Annotated in this window: 26 protein-coding genes; 14 read left to right on the top strand and 12 right to left on the bottom strand. The window is 41.2% G+C overall.

The genetic code is table 11. The features are described 5' to 3' along the window. Window positions 1-15 precede the first annotated feature (15 nt). The 3 genes from NCCP133_RS09225 (at window position 16) to NCCP133_RS09215 (ending at window position 2,939) form a co-directional block, all read left to right on the top strand. Window positions 16-1,272 (top strand): PucR family transcriptional regulator, encoded by a 1,257-nt coding sequence (locus NCCP133_RS09225; RefSeq protein WP_264804639.1) that lies wholly within the window; start codon window positions 16-18, stop codon window positions 1,270-1,272. Between the two features lie 117 nt (window positions 1,273-1,389). Next, entirely contained in the window at window positions 1,390-2,520 is a 1,131-nt protein-coding gene (gene ald / locus NCCP133_RS09220) for an alanine dehydrogenase (protein WP_264804638.1), read from the top strand. Window positions 2,521-2,705: 185 nt separating this feature from the next. After that, window positions 2,706-2,939 (top strand): hypothetical protein, encoded by a 234-nt coding sequence (locus NCCP133_RS09215; RefSeq protein ID WP_264804637.1) that lies wholly within the window; start codon window positions 2,706-2,708, stop codon window positions 2,937-2,939. A 46-nt stretch (window positions 2,940-2,985) separates the two neighbouring features. On the opposite strand, the gene NCCP133_RS09210 is transcribed toward NCCP133_RS09215, so the two are convergent. Then, window positions 2,986-3,405 (bottom strand): hypothetical protein, encoded by a 420-nt coding sequence (locus NCCP133_RS09210; protein ID WP_264804636.1) that lies wholly within the window; start codon window positions 3,403-3,405, stop codon window positions 2,986-2,988. A 276-nt stretch (window positions 3,406-3,681) separates the two neighbouring features. Between NCCP133_RS09210 and NCCP133_RS09205 the strand changes: the two genes are divergently transcribed. Continuing rightward, entirely contained in the window at window positions 3,682-4,305 is a 624-nt protein-coding gene (locus NCCP133_RS09205; RefSeq protein ID WP_264804635.1) for a DedA family protein, read from the top strand. A 98-nt stretch (window positions 4,306-4,403) separates the two neighbouring features. Here NCCP133_RS09205 and NCCP133_RS09200 read toward each other — a convergent pair whose 3' ends face one another. Next, complete coding sequence (locus tag NCCP133_RS09200) at window positions 4,404-4,586, bottom strand: asparagine synthase (RefSeq protein ID WP_264804634.1); 183 nt, start codon at window positions 4,584-4,586, stop codon at window positions 4,404-4,406. A gap of 106 nt (window positions 4,587-4,692) precedes the next feature. Between NCCP133_RS09200 and NCCP133_RS09195 the strand changes: the two genes are divergently transcribed. After that, window positions 4,693-5,076, top strand: coding sequence for a hotdog fold thioesterase (locus NCCP133_RS09195; RefSeq protein ID WP_264804633.1), 384 nt, complete (start codon window positions 4,693-4,695; stop codon window positions 5,074-5,076). A 118-nt stretch (window positions 5,077-5,194) separates the two neighbouring features. On the opposite strand, the gene mnhG is transcribed toward NCCP133_RS09195, so the two are convergent. The 7 genes from mnhG to NCCP133_RS09160 are packed head-to-tail and all read right to left on the bottom strand — an operon-like array spanning window position 5,195 to window position 10,951. Beyond that, window positions 5,195-5,563 carry a monovalent cation/H(+) antiporter subunit G gene (gene mnhG, locus NCCP133_RS09190; RefSeq protein WP_264804808.1) on the bottom strand — a complete coding sequence of 123 codons (369 nt, stop codon included), beginning with the start codon at window positions 5,561-5,563 and terminating at the stop codon, window positions 5,195-5,197. Continuing rightward, entirely contained in the window at window positions 5,547-5,825 is a 279-nt protein-coding gene (locus tag NCCP133_RS09185; RefSeq protein ID WP_442874255.1) for a Na(+)/H(+) antiporter subunit F1, read from the bottom strand. The genes mnhG and NCCP133_RS09185 overlap by 17 nt, the downstream gene beginning before the upstream one ends. 5 nt (window positions 5,826-5,830) lie before the next feature. Further along, window positions 5,831-6,307, bottom strand: a complete 477-nt coding sequence (locus tag NCCP133_RS09180; RefSeq protein WP_264804631.1) for a Na+/H+ antiporter subunit E — start codon at window positions 6,305-6,307, stop codon at window positions 5,831-5,833. A 2-nt stretch (window positions 6,308-6,309) separates the two neighbouring features. Then, window positions 6,310-7,803 carry a Na+/H+ antiporter subunit D gene (locus tag NCCP133_RS09175; protein WP_264804630.1) on the bottom strand — a complete coding sequence of 498 codons (1,494 nt, stop codon included), beginning with the start codon at window positions 7,801-7,803 and terminating at the stop codon, window positions 6,310-6,312. Further along, window positions 7,796-8,137: a Na(+)/H(+) antiporter subunit C gene (locus NCCP133_RS09170; RefSeq protein WP_264804629.1), complete on the bottom strand. Its 342-nt coding sequence runs from the start codon at window positions 8,135-8,137 to the stop codon at window positions 7,796-7,798. The genes NCCP133_RS09175 and NCCP133_RS09170 overlap by 8 nt, the downstream gene beginning before the upstream one ends. Further along, window positions 8,137-8,559 (bottom strand): Na(+)/H(+) antiporter subunit B, encoded by a 423-nt coding sequence (locus NCCP133_RS09165; RefSeq protein ID WP_264804628.1) that lies wholly within the window; start codon window positions 8,557-8,559, stop codon window positions 8,137-8,139. The genes NCCP133_RS09170 and NCCP133_RS09165 overlap by 1 nt, the downstream gene beginning before the upstream one ends. Further along, a complete protein-coding gene (locus tag NCCP133_RS09160) occupies window positions 8,546-10,951 on the bottom strand; it encodes a Na+/H+ antiporter subunit A (protein ID WP_264804627.1) in 2,406 nt (801 codons plus the stop codon). The genes NCCP133_RS09165 and NCCP133_RS09160 overlap by 14 nt, the downstream gene beginning before the upstream one ends. Window positions 10,952-11,467: 516 nt before the next feature. On the opposite strand from NCCP133_RS09160, the gene NCCP133_RS09155 reads away from it, so the two are divergent. Further along, window positions 11,468-11,686: a hypothetical protein gene (locus NCCP133_RS09155; RefSeq protein WP_264804626.1), complete on the top strand. Its 219-nt coding sequence runs from the start codon at window positions 11,468-11,470 to the stop codon at window positions 11,684-11,686. A 360-nt stretch (window positions 11,687-12,046) separates the two neighbouring features. Here NCCP133_RS09155 and NCCP133_RS09150 read toward each other — a convergent pair whose 3' ends face one another. Then, complete coding sequence (locus NCCP133_RS09150) at window positions 12,047-12,592, bottom strand: hypothetical protein (RefSeq protein ID WP_264804625.1); 546 nt, start codon at window positions 12,590-12,592, stop codon at window positions 12,047-12,049. A 235-nt stretch (window positions 12,593-12,827) separates the two neighbouring features. Between NCCP133_RS09150 and NCCP133_RS09145 the strand changes: the two genes are divergently transcribed. Continuing rightward, entirely contained in the window at window positions 12,828-12,959 is a 132-nt protein-coding gene (locus NCCP133_RS09145; RefSeq protein WP_264804624.1) for a DUF5366 family protein, read from the top strand. A 127-nt stretch (window positions 12,960-13,086) separates the two neighbouring features. Next, window positions 13,087-13,707 (top strand): 3'-5' exonuclease KapD, encoded by a 621-nt coding sequence (gene kapD / locus NCCP133_RS09140; RefSeq protein WP_264804623.1) that lies wholly within the window; start codon window positions 13,087-13,089, stop codon window positions 13,705-13,707. Between the two features lie 68 nt (window positions 13,708-13,775). On the opposite strand, the gene NCCP133_RS09135 is transcribed toward kapD, so the two are convergent. Then, the gene (locus NCCP133_RS09135) at window positions 13,776-14,156 is read right to left on the bottom strand and encodes a kinase-associated lipoprotein B (protein WP_264804622.1); all 381 of its coding nucleotides are present in this window, start codon (window positions 14,154-14,156) and stop codon (window positions 13,776-13,778) included. A gap of 163 nt (window positions 14,157-14,319) precedes the next feature. On the opposite strand from NCCP133_RS09135, the gene NCCP133_RS09130 reads away from it, so the two are divergent. The 6 genes from NCCP133_RS09130 (at window position 14,320) to NCCP133_RS09105 (ending at window position 17,708) form a co-directional block, all read left to right on the top strand. Continuing rightward, window positions 14,320-15,042, top strand: coding sequence for a peptidylprolyl isomerase (locus tag NCCP133_RS09130; RefSeq protein WP_309298050.1), 723 nt, complete (start codon window positions 14,320-14,322; stop codon window positions 15,040-15,042). Window positions 15,043-15,172: 130 nt separating this feature from the next. Continuing rightward, complete coding sequence (locus NCCP133_RS09125) at window positions 15,173-15,382, top strand: hypothetical protein (RefSeq protein ID WP_264804806.1); 210 nt, start codon at window positions 15,173-15,175, stop codon at window positions 15,380-15,382. Between the two features lie 268 nt (window positions 15,383-15,650). Continuing rightward, window positions 15,651-16,214 carry a superoxide dismutase family protein gene (locus tag NCCP133_RS09120; protein WP_264804621.1) on the top strand — a complete coding sequence of 188 codons (564 nt, stop codon included), beginning with the start codon at window positions 15,651-15,653 and terminating at the stop codon, window positions 16,212-16,214. Window positions 16,215-16,303: 89 nt separating this feature from the next. Beyond that, a complete protein-coding gene (locus NCCP133_RS09115; protein WP_264804620.1) occupies window positions 16,304-16,678 on the top strand; it encodes a PH domain-containing protein in 375 nt (124 codons plus the stop codon). A 97-nt stretch (window positions 16,679-16,775) separates the two neighbouring features. Next, window positions 16,776-17,225 carry a nuclease-related domain-containing protein gene (locus tag NCCP133_RS09110; protein WP_264804619.1) on the top strand — a complete coding sequence of 150 codons (450 nt, stop codon included), beginning with the start codon at window positions 16,776-16,778 and terminating at the stop codon, window positions 17,223-17,225. An 81-nt stretch (window positions 17,226-17,306) separates the two neighbouring features. Further along, complete coding sequence (locus NCCP133_RS09105; RefSeq protein ID WP_264804618.1) at window positions 17,307-17,708, top strand: hypothetical protein; 402 nt, start codon at window positions 17,307-17,309, stop codon at window positions 17,706-17,708. 256 nt (window positions 17,709-17,964) lie between these two features. Here the strand turns inward: NCCP133_RS09105 and NCCP133_RS09100 are convergent. Beyond that, window positions 17,965-18,662 (bottom strand): MalY/PatB family protein (locus NCCP133_RS09100; protein ID WP_264804617.1); only part of this gene is annotated, 698 nt, incomplete at its 5' end.

Below are 18,662 nucleotides of genomic sequence, written 5' to 3'. Positions count from 1 at the left end.
AAAGGAGTTTTAGGATTGGGTGAAGATAGAATGGAAAAAGATCCGTTTAAGAGGATGTTTGGAAGTCTCGAGGAACTGGTTGATCAAATCCGGGGTGTGCTGGAATGTCCAGTGACCATAGAAGATGTCAATCATCGCCTGCTTGCCTATAGTACGCACGACGATCAGACAGATACGGCCAGAATTGCAACGATTATCAGCAGAAAGGTTCCTGAAAAAGTGATCAATCGCTTATGGAAGGAACGGGTGATTCCCCAGCTCATGCAAAGCGGTGAACCTTTGAGGATCCCGAAAATCAAAGAAATTGGCCTTGGTAACCGGGTAGCTATTTCAATCCGCAATCATAATGAAGTATTAGGCTATATATGGGCCGTGGAGGAAGAGTCAGCTTTAACAGAAAACAAGCTGAAGCTTCTTAAGCTAGCTGCCCAGTCTGCAAGAACGGAACTGTTAAAATTAAACGCACAAAAAAAGAAAAGAGTCGAAGGATACCAGGATTTTTTCTGGGAGCTTTTAACCGGCCATTTCCAGGATCATAAAAAAATTAAGGAAAGGTTCGAGGATTTGAATATCAAACCGCCATCTCCGTTCGCGGTACTTGCCTTTCAGTTTAAAGAAGAAATTACACCTAAAATCGAACAAAAAATTATTTACCTGATTACAACGAGCCAAAAAATAAATATTACGTTTTATGCAGCGATGGAGAATGAGTTTATTATTCTGGCAGCGCCTCCGGAACCTGCATTGTCAGAAAAGATATTCATTGAATTTATCCAGTTCTTCATCGATCAAATGAAGACAAGATTTAACATTCGTCATATTAGCGGAGCAACTGGTACCATTTATGATCGTTATGAAAAGGTAGAAAGCAGCTATCAGGAAGCTTTGAAGGTTCTCCGCCTTAAAGAACAATTTACCGAAGAGATTCAGCATGTTTATAGTTATCAGCAGCTTGGCATTTTCCGCTACCTGGAAGTCATTCTGGAAAAGAAGCGCAAGGAGCCATATGAACACCCGGCGATTGAAAAGCTGATTAAATATGATACTGAACATCGGACCAATCTGCTTGCGACCCTGGAGGCCTTTATCGACCATGACAGCAACGTGAGCGACACGGCCAAAAAGCTGCATGTCCATATGAACACACTTAATTATCGATTAAAGAGGATAACAGACATAGGTAAAGTCGATCTTAAGAATACAAATACAAAGCTTTCCTTGTATCTTGAGCTGAAAATCAGGAGAATGGAAAAAAAGAGCCCTCATTTGTAGATTTCCACAAATGAAGGCTCTTTGATTTTAACGAATGAACAATGACAGCGCTTAACTAAAATTATTATACTAAGTATAGTAAATACCATACTTAATAGATTGAAAGGGGATTTTACCATGATTATTGGAGTACCTAAAGAAATTAAAAACAACGAAAACCGTGTTGCTGCGACACCAGCGAGCGTTGATGCATTAGTTAAAGCCGGACATAAAGTACTTGTTGAAATCGACGCAGGAATTGGAAGCGGTTTCACAAATGAGGATTATACAGAAGTTGGAGCAGTTATTGTGGATACTGCAGCAGAAGCATGGGCGGCTGAAATGGTCATGAAGGTTAAGGAGCCTCTAGCTTCAGAATACGGCTATTTCCGTGAAGGTTTGGTTCTTTTCACCTATCTTCACCTTGCTGCTGAGCCTGAGCTTGCAAAAGCATTAACTGAAAAAGGTGTTACAGCTATTGCTTATGAAACAGTAGAAGTAAACCGTACATTGCCTCTTCTTACTCCAATGAGTGAAGTGGCAGGACGCATGTCTTCACAAATTGGTGCTCAGTTCCTTCAAAAAACCAATGGCGGCATGGGAATCCTATTAGCGGGCGTTCCTGGGGTATCACGCGGCAAAGTAACAATCGTTGGCGGCGGTGTAGTAGGAATCAACGCTGCGAAAATGGCAATTGGCCTTGGCGCAGAGGTTACAATCATCGACTTAAATCCAGAGCGACTTCGCCAGCTTGACGATATTTTCGGAAACAGCATTCAAACCCTAATGTCTAACCCATTCAACATTTCACAAGCTATTAAAGATGCAGACCTGGTTATCGGTGCTGTTCTAATCCCTGGAGCTAAAGCGCCTAAGCTTGTAACGGAAGAAATGATCAAGACTATGAAGCCTGGTTCTGTTGTTGTTGACGTTGCGATTGACCAAGGCGGTATTTTCGAAACAGTTGACCATATCACAACTCATGACAACCCTACTTATGAAAAACACGGAGTTGTTCACTACGCAGTTGCGAACATGCCTGGTGCGGTTCCAAGAACATCTACAATCGCTCTTACAAACGTGACAATCAACTATGCGCTTCAAATTGCCAACAAGGGCGTTATAAAAGCGATTGAAGAGAATGCGGCACTTAAGCTTGGCGTTAACGTTGTAAACGGCAGCATCACATACCCAGCGGTTGCTAAAGACCTTGGTTATGATTATGTATCAGTAGAAGAAGCATTTGCAAAAGTGAAAGCTGTTAACTAATAAACGTTTGGTCCCCTTGGTTCCTGCCAAGGGGATTGTTGTTTTTACCAAAAGGATGACAGTGCAGAAGTCTTATGCTTGCCGCGAATGGGCAAGTCGCCTCCGCTTTTCCTATTAGCCCACTCAAAATGCGGACATTTGCATATTAAATAGAGAAGGCATTTGAAAAAAGGAGGTTACCCAATATGCATTACTATAGAAGCCCTTATAGAAACGGCGGCGAAAGATTCTTTTTTGGAGCCCCATTTATCGGCGGTCTGGTGGGCGGATTTTTGGGAGGAGGATTAGGTGCAGCCTTATTTGCTCCCCGTCCATTCTACGGTCCGCCGCGTCCATTCTACGGCCCGCCGGCACCATTCTATGGCCCATACAGCGGATATCCAGGCTACGCTCCTTATGGAAATCCTTATTATCGATAAAATAAAATGAAGCTCTCTTATTTGAGAGCTTTTTTAATATATCTCTTTACATCCACCGCAGTTTCAGCGTTAGATCACAGCATTTCACCTGTTCTTCCTTTTCTGATTCAAAATGCAGGGTCATCCCGTCCGGGGTGTATGATACAGATGGAATTTGCGAAATTCCTGTTGATTTTAACATTTCTTCGACTTCACTCTTTTTTGATTGCTGGGCAGCTGACATTAATTCGTATGAAAACTTTTTTGACTCCGCCATATTTACCAGCAATGTACCAGCATCCCTCATCAGAACTTCCATTTTTTTGGCCGAGATCATGAACATCCCAGGGTCAACGCCTGGAAAGGTCCGTTGGAAATAGACAGGATGGTAATAGGCTTGATAATTGGCGGGGTAATTCCAGCAGCCCTGAGGAGGAGGAGGGAAGTGACCTGGCCTTGGGTAGCGATAAAAATAATAGGGGTACATCTGTTTCTGCCCCTTTCCTTAAGTAGTTAATGCACGCATTCTCAATATATGAGAAAAGGGCTTTTCCTATGAAGGGCATTTTGTGAAAATATTCCTTCCCCCAATTCAGCATTGTCCTACGGTATAGAGAAAAATACTATCGCATATGGCTGCTTTTGAAAGGCAAATTTTAAAAGGGTTGATATAATAAGAAAAGGGGTAAAGGAAGGGAATCAAGAATATATTATAGGTGTTTGATATTCAGCTGTGTATATAATACAGGATAGGAGGCCCCGTATGGAACTGGAAACTATTTTGGAAATTATTGAAAATAATGGGTATTTGGGGCTGTTTCTATGGCTTTGGATAGGCGTATTTATTTTTCCGGTGCCAAATGAATTAATTGTGATGACTATCGGACTCTCTTCCTCTCTAAAGACACTCCATCCTGTGCTTGCGTTTATCGTCATTTATTCAGGTATACTTGCTGCCCTTACAACCTGCTATGCTTTTGGCCGTTTTATTGGAAGGCCGCTGCTTAGATATTTCAGAAAAAGCAAAAGATTGTCCAGGACGATTGATTTTTCTTTAAAGCTAATGGAAAGGTATCATGCCTTTTCCCTTTCCTTCAGTTACTTTGTACCTGGCATCAGGAATTTCCTCCCATTTTTGTATGGCTTCAGTAAATTGCCTTTTAAAAAATTTGTCCTGTTTGCCTATAGCGGGGCACTCCTATGGCTTTCCCTGACGTTCACCATCGGTTATGTATTCGGAGACCATATCCATACCATCGTTAAATATGAAAAAGAGCTATTGATTGGTCTAGTAATTTTGGCCAGTGTAATTCTCGCGATCCGCTTCATTAAAAGAAAACGGGAAAAAGAGACTGAAAAGCTCCATGACCAGGGGCTGGGACTATGAAAAAAAGGCAGCTGAAAGGCTGCCTTTCTTTGTGATATCAGAATTTATATCCTTTTGAACTTAGATAACTGGGATAAGTCGCTTCCGTTATTTTTACATTAATATTGATTGCGGTGTTCAACCAAATCGATGGCTCCAAGCACCATATGGGCAAGCCCGAAACCGACAATCGTATCTGACAGCATATGATTTGTTCTGCGGTTTTGCTTCATTGCATAGCCAGCCGCAGTAACAGCGGTGCCGAGAACAGCTGGAATTAATCCTTCGCGAACGCGATTCATAACGGTCACCTCTTATATCGGATTGTCCAATAGGACATATATAGTTTGTTCTAATATAATGAATAATAGTATGACAACATTTTACATAAGGAAAGGGGATAGGGGAATGGAATTGAAAGATACCTTAATCGAAGCGCTGGGCATGGAAATTGTGGAGCTTCAAAAAGGACGTGTGGTGGCGACTATGCCTGTTGATGGAAGAACCCGTCAGCCGTTTGGATTGCTGCATGGGGGAGCTTCTGTCGCTCTTGCTGAAACGGTTGCAAGCATAGGTGCTTATGAGCTTTGTGACAAAGAAACAGAATCAGTTGCAGGCCTTGAAATCAACGCCAACCATGTCCGGGGAAAAAAGGATGGGATTGTAACAGCAGTTGCAACCGTTCTTCATCAGGGAAGGACCACGATGGTATGGGATATTAAAATTACAGATGAAAATAATAAGCTGATCTGCACATCAAGATGCACGATGGCTGTTATGAAAAGAAAATAAAACTGCTGATAACCTGATTTTACAAAAGCAGGTTTTTTGAATCTTTTAAGATGAAATCAACAATAACATTGGAACAAAATAAAAAACCGCGGGGTTCATGGCTCCCGCGGTTTTTTCATTAATGGTCCTTGCTGGCTGTTTTTTTCATATGCGGTGCACTTTTCAGGTCATCCTGGACGCTTTGGCCCCAAAGTTTTACTCCTGAATTGTATGCAGCACGTGAGATTAAATGGCCGGCAACAGGAGATGTCATGAAGATAAAGACAATGCCCAGCAGTACTCTGGAGTTAAAATATCCGTCTTTCACGTAAAAAAAGATAAGGGAACCAAGCAAGACGGACATAACACCCAATGTTGCCGCTTTTGAGGCAGCATGGTTTCTTGTATAGACATCCGGCAGCCTGATGACACCGTAGGCGGCTACAAGGCTTAAGAAGGCTCCAAGTAAAATAAATACAATGATAAAAAAATCAGCGATCCCGTTCATTTTCAATAATTACCCCCTTCTCCAGGTATTTAGAGAAGGCAACAGTTCCTATGAAAGCCAGGATTCCAAGGAGAAGAATAACCTCCAAATACGCATTTGTATCAAGAGCAATCGAAACAAGGGCAATAATTGCCACTAAATTGATTCCAATTGCATCAAGGGCTACAATGCGATCCGGTGTGGTAGGCCCTTTTATTACCCTGTAGATTAACCCTGCGATGGCAACCGAAATGCAGAGAATAGCAATTAATACAATAGTCATTAGCATTATCGGCTCACCTCCAAAATCGCTTTCTCAAACGTATCCTTGATTGATTTGATTGATTCCTTTGCATCTTCTATATCCATGGCATGTACATATAAAACTTTATTATCAGGAGAAACATCGATAACCAATGTTCCTGGTGTCAAGGTTATCAGGCTGGAGAGGACAGTGATTTGCCAGTCCTCTTTCAAAACAGTAGTATATGCAAATATCCCGGGACGCACCTCAATTTTGGGTCTTAACAGCACTTTCAGCACAGCGATATTAGAAAGAATTAGCTCCCTAATAAATATAAAAAGGAGATTAATCACTGCGATGACTCTTAGAAGGTAAAAACGGGACTCGAAAAATCTTCTGAATACAAATATGATTAGCAAGCCAAAGAGGTATCCTTTAAGAAACGCTACCGGCTCATAAGTAACTGTTAAGAACATCCACATAAACCCAAGGAACATGTTTAATAAAATTTGAAATGCCATAATCAGTACTCCTTTAAGACGGCTTCAATATAAATATTTGGATTTGAAAGGGTTTCGGCAGCCTGAGAGATATACGGGAATACAAATTCAGATCCGACTCCATAGAATACACCTAGAATAATTAGAATAACCGGTGCAATCATCAATTTCCCAACAGGAACTTGATCTGCATCCTTGTAAGCCCTAGGCGTTCCCCAAAATCCATTTATGAAGATCTTCATAATTGAGAACAAAACGAGAAGGCTGGACATAAGCACAATGGCCGCTCCCCAAAAGTTTTCAGCCTCGAATCCTCCCTTTACAATCAGCACTTTCCCGATAAAGCCGCTAAAAGGAGGGATTCCAGCAAGGGTCAGCGCAGCGATAAAAAATGTCCAACCTAGCCCTGGATACTGTTTAATAAGGCCGGTAATTTTCTTTAAATTGCTTGTTCCAGCAATGGCTGCCATGATGCCGGCCAGCAGGAATAAGGCAGCTTTGACTAGCATGTCATGGATGAGATAAAAGATAGATCCAGCAAGGGAATCAGGCGTCATGGATGATAAGCCAACCAAAATAACACCGACAGCTATTATGATATTGTAAATAACAATCTTTTTGATATCCCAATAAGCAAGGGCTCCAATGACACCTAAGATGATAGTCAAGATGGCCAAGGTGCTCAGCAGCTGATGAGTAAAGCCGGTGTCATGGTAAAAGAACAGCGTATATGTTCTTGCAATAGAGTATACGCCCACCTTGGTCAGCAGAGCACCGAAAAGGGCGAGAACTGGAGCCGGCGGAGCATAATAAGAACCCGGCAGCCAAAAATATAATGGGAAAATAGCCCCTTTTAGCCCGAAAACAATCAGGAAAAGAACGGCAATGACCGTAATGATCCCTGGCTGGGCCACTTCGCTGATTTCGCTGATGCGCACAGAGATATGCGCCATATTGAGTGTACCGACAACTGAATATAAGAAACCTACGGCTATGACGAACAGAGCTGAAGAAATGACGTTCACAAGAATATACTTCACAGATTCCCTCAGCTGTATTTTTGTTCCTCCAAGAACGATCAGCACATATGACGACATAAGCATGACTTCAAAAAACACGAAAAGGTTGAAAATATCACCTGTGGTAAAAGCTCCATTCACACCTACAATCAAAAAGCTGAATGCAGCATAGTAATAGTATTTCTCGCGTTCATGGCCAATGGATTTGAACGAATAGATCAGGCAGGCAAACGCCACAATGCTGGTTGTCAAAACAAGCAGGGCAGACATCATATCTGATACCAGCGTAATGCCGAATGGTGCCTCCCAGTTTGAAAGATTCAGCGTCTGAATTCCGTCCGTTTTCACTTTTTGGACCAGCAAAGCTGAAAAAATAACGGTTAGCAATGCTGAAAGGCCTGCAATCCACCTTTGCAGCATCACATGTTTAGCGGCGAAGATCAGAAGGACACCCGAAATTAATGGGATGAGTATAGGCAAAATCAAAAAGTTAATCATTTCCTTCATTTCCTCTCAATCTGTCCATATTGTCTGTGCCAAGCTCCTGATAAGTCCTGTAAGCCAAAACCAGGAAGAAAGCTGTGACACCAAAGCTGATAACAATTGCGGTTAATATCAATGCCTGCGGCAGCGGATCTGTATAAGATGGAGCATGCTCGCCCAGAAGCGGAGCAGCGCCGCGTTTCAATCCTCCCATGGTCAAAAGCAATAGATGTGCCCCATGGCTTAAGAGACCTGTCCCAATTATAATGCGAAGCAAGCTTTTAGACAGCATTAAATAGGTGGCAGACATAAAGAGAATTCCAATTATAAAAGCCATTAATATTTCCATTATTCATCCTCTCCTATCGTTTGAATAATGGTCATCGTTACACCGACAACAACCAAGAAAACCCCTAAATCAAATATGGCTGCGGTATGAAGAGAGAGCTTTCCAAGAACCGGTACATGTGCATACGTAAAAGCATGAGTCAGGAAGGGCTTATTGAACAACAGTGCACCTGCTCCCGTTCCGATGGCTATCAGCAGGCCCAGAGCAGTCATATTCATATAATTAAAAGGAAGAATCTTTGCCACTGTTTTCATATCAAAAGCCAATAACAGGAGGATAATAGCTCCTGCAGTCAGCAATCCTCCAACAAAACCGCCGCCTGGGGTATAGTGGCCTGCAAAGAAAATATACACAGAGAAAAGAACAATGACAAACAGGACAATTTTAGTCGCTGTCTGTAAAATGACATCATTTGTTTTCATTCTTCTTTCCTCCTCCCATGCGCAATTTGATCATAGAAAAGATACCGAGCGCAGCAATTCCAAGCACCGCAATTTCAAACATTGTATCAAAACCGCGGAAATCAACAAGAATGACGTTAACCATGTTTTTGCCGGCTGCTTTTTCATAGGTATTTTCTACATAGTATTGTGAAATGGAACCAAACAGTTTATTGCTATGGGCTGATAGGGCAATAAGAGTCACAATTGCACCGACACCAACCGAAATAACTGCATTCACCATCTTGAATGTCATTCGCTCCTCATTCCTCTTCTTTGGAAGATGATAAAAACAGAGCAGAAATAAAGATACAGAGATCGTTTCAATAACTAGCTGAGTAAGTGCCAGGTCAGGTGCACGGAAAATAACAAAAAATAACGCGACCGTATAACCCACTGCCCCTAAAAGAATGATGGACGTCAGCCTTGATTTCGCAAATAGGATGGTAATAGAGCCAACCGCAATCACTAAAGCAAGCAGAACCTCAAAAAAATGAATTGTTGAAATATTGCTCGCATCAAAGGTAAAAGCATCCTTTGCAAATAACGCAAAACCCAAAATAACGATAAAAAAAGTAAAGATGTAAATTAAATAGTTCCGAATTGAACCATTCATATAAATCTTTGTGAAATTCATGGATCCTCTTTGGGCAATCTCCAGCCCGCCATCATAGAAACGATTCAGCGTAAGCTTCTTTGGGAATAGGCCATATACGCTTCTCCACTTTGGCAAAGTGGCAAAAAGCAGAATCCCCAAGGTAATCACACCTAAAGTCATAAACAATTCAGGTGTAAAGCCGTGCCAGAAATAAATATGAGTATCATACAAATATCCTTCTGCAGGGGGCATAATGGCAGCCTGTGCAGGAGAGATTAGCGTGTTTGAAATAATGTTAGGGAAGAAACCGATAATGATCACCAATGAAGCCAGGACAATTGGTGAAATTAGCATCCCAATCGGAGCTTCATGCGGTTTCTTTTCCAATTTTTCAGGCTGGAATTTGCCTGTAAATGTTCTGAATACCAGTACCATACTATAGATGAAAGTGAACACACTTGCCACCCAGGCAATAACTGGGAATAGAATCCCCCATGTATCCAGATTGAAAATATCCATGTCCAGAACCCGAACCATGCCGGTAAAGAACATTTCTTTACTCAAGAAGCCATTGAAAGGCGGAAGTCCGGCCATCGCGAATGTGCCAATAATTGCCAGAGTGAAAGTAATCGGCATAAAGTTCATTAATCCGCCAAGCTTCCGGATATCACGGGTGCCGGTTTCGTGGTCTACAATACCAGCGACCATAAAGAGACTTCCTTTAAAGGTTGCATGGTTAATCAGATGGAATACAGCAGCTGTAGTAGCTACTGTGAAATAGCTGTCTTTTACAGTTTCAAAGTGAAGAGCGGCAGCGCCAATGCCGAGAAGGGACATAATCATCCCCAGCTGACTGACAGTTGAAAAAGCAAGTATGGATTTAAGATCCGTCTGTTTAACAGCTGAGAAGGAGCCCCAGAAAAGCGTGACAATCCCAAATCCGGCGACAAGCCACAGCCAAAGTGAATGCTCTGCAAATACCGGGCTCATTCTTGCCACTAAATAAATCCCGGCTTTAACCATGGTCGCCGAGTGCAGGTAGGCACTGACAGGTGTTGGTGCTTCCATGGCGTCAGGAAGCCAGATGTGAAAAGGAAACTGTGCTGACTTTGTAAATGCACCCAGAAGAATGCATAGCAGCGCAGGAACAAATAACGGATTTGCAAAAATTTCATCTGATTGTGCAATAATCTCCGTAATGCTGAATGTGCCTGTCATGATATATAGAAGAATAATTCCGGCAAGCATGGAAAGACCGCCGAAAACCGTGATGATCATCGACTTCTGGGCTCCATACCGTGACTTTTCTCTATGGTACCAATACCCGATCAGCAGGAAGGAAGAAAAGCTTGTGAACTCCCAGAATGTATATAGCACAAGAAGATTATCGGAAAGGACAACCCCAAGCATTGCGCCCATAAATAGAAGTAAGTAGACATAAAAGGTATTGAGCTTTTCCTTGTTTTTATCCAAATAATAAATGGAATAGAAAACAACCAGGGATCCTATTCCAGTAATCAGCAAAGCAAATAGCAAACCCAAACCATCCACTTTAGCCGTAAAATCGATGCCAAGCGTAGGTATCCATGAGAAGGATTTTGTAACTGATTGCTGATTGGAGGTGATGGATAGATAAGAGATAAAATAACTGAATAAAAGGATTGGAAGAGGAAGAATGAACCAACCCGTATGTATTTGCCTAAATAGCTTGTACGCAAATGGCACAAGAATGGCAAGCAAAAATGGTGAAATTATCGCCAGGTGAAGCAAAGACAAAACATTACCCCCTTTAATTGATATGTCGTTTACAGGCTGAGTGTGCTCAAAGCCGCCCTTTTTGTTTTAGCCAAGAAATAAGCTTTTGCTTAGAAAAATGTATTTTTCTAAAATCAGGATGTATAATCTCCTCTAATTATCTCCATTCCAGATTGTATAAACCTTCACTTTGGTCTTGAAAAGATAGCGCTTAAAAAAAGTTTTTCCTTCTTGCTCAATAATATCCAGAACCTGGGGGGTCTTAAAAAGGACCACCCGTCTGGTACTTTGCTCAACAATACTTTCCGCTCATGCACCCCAGAACAAATTATAACCTAAATCAAAAGTATCTGCATTCCCCAAACCCGTATAAATACAGGTTTTATTCCTTCTTTATTAAATAAGTAGAAACACGATGCTATCATGAGACTTTTTTTGAAAATAATTTTTCTCATAACGTATTTTGGATTGGATCTTCATCGTTTTTGTATAAAAAATGGAGTATTTATGCACACTATTCTTAGGGTGGTGTTGTGTATGATCAAACATAAAATCTCAGCAGCCATTTCTATTTTTGTCCTGCTATTCGCAGGAGCCTGGATACTGGATCATCAAACGAAACGGGAATTCTATGTTCCTGGAGATGAAGAAGTAGTCGAGATGATTCAAGCAAATTACGAAATGGAAGCCGGGAGCAAACAAAAGCTGAAGGTATTTGAATCGAGGGAATATGTGAGGATACAGACAGCGTCATAGAAAAGCCGACAGGCAAAAGACCTCCCAAATCTCGCTTTGGTCGTACGCTATATCGCTGTCGAATCGTTCCTTGTCATTTATGGAGTGATTTGGCTTATGACCCGAGCTGCTCGAAGCATCATTCTCCGAATCATGCTCCTCGCAAGATATTCAGGAGGAGCATATTGCAGATGAAAACTGGCTAGGCGCTGTAGCTGGACAAATAGAAAAGCGGAAGCGCCTTGTTTAGACCTGACAGGTATAAGACGAATTACGCAGGAAATCCTGATTTATGGAGTGATTTGGCTTATAACCAGAGGGGCTAGGCGCTGTAGCCGGACAAATAGAAAGAGGATGAGATGTCTCATCCTCTAACAGCTGTTATGAATGTTTGCTGCGTCCGCGGTTGTGGAAAAACATGATAAGCAGCGGAACCGTTATAATAAACGAAAGGAAAAACAGAAGAATCAATTTTGAAAAAGGTGTGATTTTCTTTTCCAGGTCATCTGCGTACATCTCAAAGAATTCGCGTATGGATTCATTGCCTAATACATTCGTTGCTGTAAGAAATTCATTATTGTCAAAATCATAATAATAAAAATCTTTCTTTTTAAAAATAAATAAATCATCTCTCTTTTGTTCGAGCTCCAAGAAAACAATCCCGATATGGGAAGCGTATTCCTCGATCACCTTTTCGTTTTCCGAAGTGGATGGATCATCCTGTGTAACAATTTTGGTTACTTCCCCTTGCATACCGTATGCATCAATGACTGTAAATGAGTTTTCATTGTAATAATGGACAGAATCCTGCAGCTGTTTTTCGAGTACTTCCTCAAACTCTTTTTCCGAGTTAGAAGCCCCTGCCGTATTTATGAATAGGCCTGACAGCAAGAAAATGGATAAAAACCAGTAACCCCTTTTTTTCATCCCCGTTCCCCCTTTATCTATTTATCTAATTTAAAATTGCTAGAATATGGTCTATATCTATGACGTAAACCACTGAAATATACAGAGCGGACTAGCTATTGTAAGAATTATGAAGACACATGATAATAGATAGCTAGATTAAAAGAGTAAGATGGATAGGGGATAAATGGAAAAAAGTTATTTTCCACTGCTGGCCATTATTTTGTTCAGCACCGCTTTAGCAAATAAAGCTTAAATGGAATTAGTCGTGTTCTTGAAGAAATCCGGAATCTATCAGGGGGTGCTGGAGTTTTTCACAGAAAGTGGAGTAAAGCTGTCGCTGACGATACTTCTTTTAGTTTTGTTGTTAAGCATTTTATTTGGATAGAATAGAGGCTAATAAAAAATCAGGCTGAAAACTAAATTAAACAGAAAATTGAAATATTTCGTGCTATATTCGTGCTATAATAGGAAGAAATTATGCCCGTTTATTTTTATTGAAAGCAGGTGAAAGCGTGGGGGAGGAGCACCAATTCTTATTTATTGATTTTGAGTTTACGATGCCTGAAAAAGGCGGTGCGTTTAGAGGGTTTTATCCAGAGATTATTGAAGCCGGAATCGTGTCCGTGGTCAACAGCCAAATTTGTGAAGAGTTTTCATCCTATGTAATACCTGACCGTTTTCCACAATTGTCCGAGCGATGCAAGGCATTTTTGCATATTAAACAGGAACAGGTGGACCAGGGGATTACGTTTGTGGAGCTTGTTGAAAAAATGAAGGAACTGAATAAGAATCGCCACTGTTCAATTATCACATGGGGCAATATAGATATGAGAGTCTTACGGAACAATTGCAGCCAGGCAGGGATTGACTTTCCGTTTAGAGGAAGAGAAGTGGATTTATCCATGGAATATAAGCGCTTCTTCGGAGACCAAAACCAAACAGGTTTATGGAAAGCTGTCCAGGAATACGGCAAAGAAGGCACAGGAAAACATCACCGCGCTTTGGATGATGCATTGACTACCTACAACATTTTCAAATTGGTAGAAAAGGATAAAAAATATCTTCAAAAGCCCGAGCCGACGACAATCGGGGATCGAGTTGATTTTTCGAAGCTTTTTAATAAATTCGCTTAACAAGCCAAATCTGACGAAAAGATTTGGCTTGTAATTTCTATTCTGACACATCTTTTAAATCAAATCGCTTATTTAAAATAATCTCTTTCCAGTGATTCAATATTCCTTATACTTTGTTCAGCCCATGCGGAAGAATCCCCTTCGAGCTCCGTCCTCATTTTATCCAGCGCCGACCTTAGGGAATCCTTGTATTCCGGAATTTCCTCTCCAAAAGGTTTCACCATTTGTTTTGGCACATTGGTTTGCTCTCTGTACGCGAGTGCGCGCCGTTCATGGAAAAGCATGACATCTGCCTCTTTTGGGTTATGTAAATCGCCCTGCATTGGATGCTTTAAAATTGCCAGCACCCTTACCAGATAATGCTGAGGGCGAATATCTGTTACTTCCCCGATATACTTCCCTGTTTTATAAATGGCTGTTACTTTATCTCCGATCTTAATATCTGCCATGATCATCTCTCCTCTCCATTTTCTTTAGCCCTATTATGACTTACAAGTTTGAAAAAACAAAGTGCAAATTTTCAATAAATCAGGTAAGCTAAAAAATAGCAGAAATCTGAGAGGCTTTCAATGATGAGGAGGCGGATCTTAGCACAGGGGGAGGATGTTACTTATGCAATGGCGTTTTTTTGCTCCGTTATTCGTTTTAATGTTAGTTTTGTCTGCATGCGGGACAGGCAATGAAAGGGGAACGGACAATGCGAACGGTTCCGAAACAAAGACTGAAAATCAGGCCAGTGAAGCTCCAGACAGCTTTCCGCAATTAGAGGAAGAGGTTCAAGAGAATGAAAGGCTTATAGAAATGCAAACATCTAAAGGAAATATAAAAATCAAGCTTTTTCCTGAACAGGCTCCAAAAGCAGTGGAAAACTTCATAAAGCACAGCGAAGATGGCTATTACGAAGGGGTGATTTTCCACCGTGTCATTAAAGACTTTATGATTCAGGGCGGTGATCCTGATGGGACAGGCAAGGGCGGAGAAAGTATTTATGGAGAAGCTTTTGAAGATGAATTTTCAAATCAGCTTTATAACATCCGCGGTGCGCTCTCTATGGCTAATGCAGGTCCGGGTACGAACGGAAGCCAATTTTTTATCGTTCAAAATACAACACTTGATCCTAGCTTGAAAGAAGAAATGGAACAAGCTGGATATCCGGAAGAAATCATTAAAGCTTATGAAAATGGAGGGACTCCTTGGCTTGATAACAAGCACACTGTATTCGGACAGGTTGTCGAGGGAATGGACGTTGTCGACAGCATCGCAGAAGTTGAAACAGTTGAAGAGGACAAACCTGTTGAAGATGTGTTCATAGAAAAAATTGAAGTATTGAAGTAGGCTATTTCGGTAAACTTTGTTGCTTTCAGGCATTCTTACTTTGAAAAAGAACCTAAAAATTGGACAGTCTTTTAATAGCTGATATAATAAACCATTGAACCACTGCTTTTTGCAGAAAGGAAAGAATATGATGTTCCAATGGTATGTATTATCATTATTCTTATATTTTCCAGAAGATAAATCTGAATATGGCCCGGCTACTGTTACGTTTGCCATTTTTTTAGTAGCCGCCATTTTTACAATGAGACTAATTATTCGCGTGTCAAAACGCGAGGCTGCCAAGGCTAAGGAACTTGAGGAACGCCTCAAAAAGCCTAATGGACAGAATGAGAACAGCTGAGTGCTGTTCTTTTTTTATGATAACAGAATTTATATCCCTTTGAACTTTGAGAACTGTCTAGCGTTAGCAGCCTACCCCCTTGAGGTCACAAGTTTGTCTAGTTGCGGCTCCTAGAGACTCGGGGTCATAAGCCAATTCCCTTCAGAAGGAAATACACCTTTTTACAGGAACCGTCTTATGCCTAAGGTGCGCTTTTCTTAATCTCTTGTTTATCAAAAAAATGATTGGGCAAGACTAATGACAAATTGTCTTGATGGAGGATTCAATCATGAAAAAAATAATAATGCTTGTTGTTGTTCTGCTCCTGGCTGGGTGTGCGGAAGAGAACATTACCAATACGGAAGTGGAGATGTTTAATGCAGTTGGGGATTCCTTAGGTACGATTAAGGTGGAGGAACAGTCCAGCGGAGTAAAGCTGAGCCTAGATTTAAATGGCCTTCCGCCTGGAGAACACGCTATACATATCCATGAGGAAGCAAAATGTGAGCCGCCGGATTTTAAGTCTGCTGGAAATCATTTTAACCCCGATAATAAGGAGCACGGACTTCTTTATCCGAAGGGAGCGCATGCTGGAGACCTTCCCAATTTAATTGTGGAAGATGACGGCAAAGTTAAGGTGGATTTAATGGCTCCGCAAGTCACATTAAAAGAAGGAAAAACGTCATTGCTGACGAAGGAAGGGACATCCATTGTTATTCACGAAGGAATGGACGATGGAATGACCCAGCCTGCCGGGGATTCCGGCGAGCGAATTGCATGCGGTAAGATCTCAAAGGATAAAGATGAAAAGAGCCAAAAAAAGGCTCAGGATGAACAATCAACTGAAGGGTAAAAAAAGAAAGGCTTTCCGGTGGGAGAGCCTTTCTTTTATTGGAATTAACAGAAATAACTCGTATAATAAAACTAAAGGGGGTTGTTTACATGGGATTTTTCAATGGGTTTATTGGAAATGCGTCAGAAGCGAACATCGATGAAATACAAGAGGAATTTTCAGCAGTAATTGCTCCTAGCGAACAGGTTGAAAAAGCCTATCGGCTGGTTCGGGATTTATTTATTTTTACGAACAAACGCCTGATCCTCGTAGACAAACAGGGGATAACGGGCAAAAAGGTTGAGTACCACTCAATCCCTTATAAAAGCATAACCCACTTTAGCATTGAAACTGCTGGCAGCTTTGACCTCGAAGCCGAATTGAAAATCTGGATCTCCGGATCTGAAGAACCTATAGAAAAGCAATTTAACAAGAGTCTGAACATCTATGAAGTACAAAGTGTCCTTGCTGAATATGTATTATAAAAGTCCCCTTTACAGCATCTGGTAAAGGGTTTTGTTTTGCTTGTGAATAGGGTGATTATTTCTTAAAATGAAGTTATCTTCAGAAAGGATGTGAAAAGTGATTCTTAAATCTCGTGCTGAATCGGAAGAATTAAAGATTTTTCGCTATTTATACCGCCGGTTGAAATTATCGGAAAAAGATGTAAATCGCTTTTGGAATTTGGAAAAGGGCTTCTCCGGCGAGCTTCAGTTTGACAGAATGCTGCAGGAAGGTCCAAGTGATTGGATAATATTAAATGGCCTTTTGCTGGAATCAAATAATACCATGTTCCAAATTGACACTCTGCTCATCGCTGGCGGTACTATCTATGTTTTTGAGGTGAAGAATTACGAAGGTGATTACTATATAGAAAATGAGAGATGGTATTCACTTTTATCAAAATCAGAGATAAAAAACCCCCTCCTTCAGCTGCAAAGGAGCGAAACCCTGTTAAGAGGACTCCTCAAAGAACTAGGCTTTAATCTTATTATTAAATCCCACTTGGTTTTCATTAACCCCTGCTTTTAACTTTATCAAGCTCCAATGATCATTCCCGCCGTTTTTCCTGCCCAGCTTAAACGATTCCTTGGAAATTTAAAAGGCATACCTGTGACTTCTAAACCTAGAGACAAGAAGCTTGCAGAACAGCTAATATCCAGTTGTTTGAAAGAGAATCCATATTTGCGGGTTCCTGAGTATGGATATGAAGAGTTGAGGAAAGGGGTACCGTGTGGTGATTGTATGGGGTTTCTTGAACCCTATAGTATAGGTATCTTAATATGTCCAACTTGTGGTTCCAAAGAAAAGCTGGAATCTGCTGTTCTTAAAAGCGTGAAAGAATATAAAACTCTTTTTCCCGAAAGGAAAATAACAACAAATAGTATTTTAGAGTGGTGCAATGTAACTAGATCAAAAAAGGTAATTCAAAAAATATTGTGGAGAAAATACGAAAAACAGGGACATGGGAAGTGTACTTTTTACATTAATAAGAAGAGTGATGGTGGGGAATAGCCATGATTGTAGAGGTTTCTTTTTATGAAATCGCGTAAGCAAGAGGGCAAAGATCGTCATGAAGAGTTCAAAAAGCCATAGCTGCAGCTAGCAGGAAAAAAAGGTTGTCATGGAGGGCTCATGAAGCCGCACTCGTAGCCAACAGGAGAAAAAAGGTCGCCATGGAGCGGAATCTTAAGCATCTCCGATAAACAATAGAAACTAATAAACAAAAATAAAGAAAGCACGGCCCCCGCCGTGCTTCCCAGACCAACCCTTACCCTAAAGCTCTTTTCAGTCTCTCCAGCCCATCAGCTAATACTTCATGCGGACAGGCAATGTTCATGCGCACAAAGCCTTCGCCGCCGGGACCGTATTTCTGGCCTGGCTCCAATGCGAGTTTTCCCTTTTCTAAGAGACGCTTCCTCAGTTCTTCATCAGTTAAACCAAGCTCACGGCAATCAAGCCATAAGAGATAAGTTCCATCAGGCTCAATCAAAGAGATGCCCGGCAATTCATCTTGAATAAAACGTGAAGCTGTGTTTTTGTTTTCATTTAGGTAATCCATTAATCCGTCAAGCCACTTTTCACCATGGCGATAGGCTGCTTCCATGCCAATAATTCCGAAAGCAGATAGAGTGAAAAATCCTTGCTTCCCTTGTTCCTCTTGAAAAGCTTTTCTTATCTGTTTGTTGCTGATGATGGCAGCGGATGCCTGGATGCCTGCAAGGTTCCAGGTTTTCGTCGGGGCAATGCAGGTGACCGTAATATCAGCAAATCGGTCATCCAATGAAGCAATTGAAACATGTTTATTGCCTTTAAAAATTAAATCCGAGTGGATTTCATCCGAAAGAATCGTACAATCATATTTTACACACAACTCCCCGATTCGCAGCAGTTCTTCCTCACTCCACATTCTACCGCCAGGGTTATGAGGGTTGCATAGCAGGAATAGTTTCACTCCTCCTTCTTTTA

The sequence above is a fragment of the Cytobacillus sp. NCCP-133 genome, assembly GCF_026011715.1.
In the GTDB taxonomy this organism is placed as follows: domain Bacteria; phylum Bacillota; class Bacilli; order Bacillales; family Cytobacillaceae; genus Cytobacillus.
This window is presented reverse-complemented; position numbering and strand designations above follow the sequence as displayed.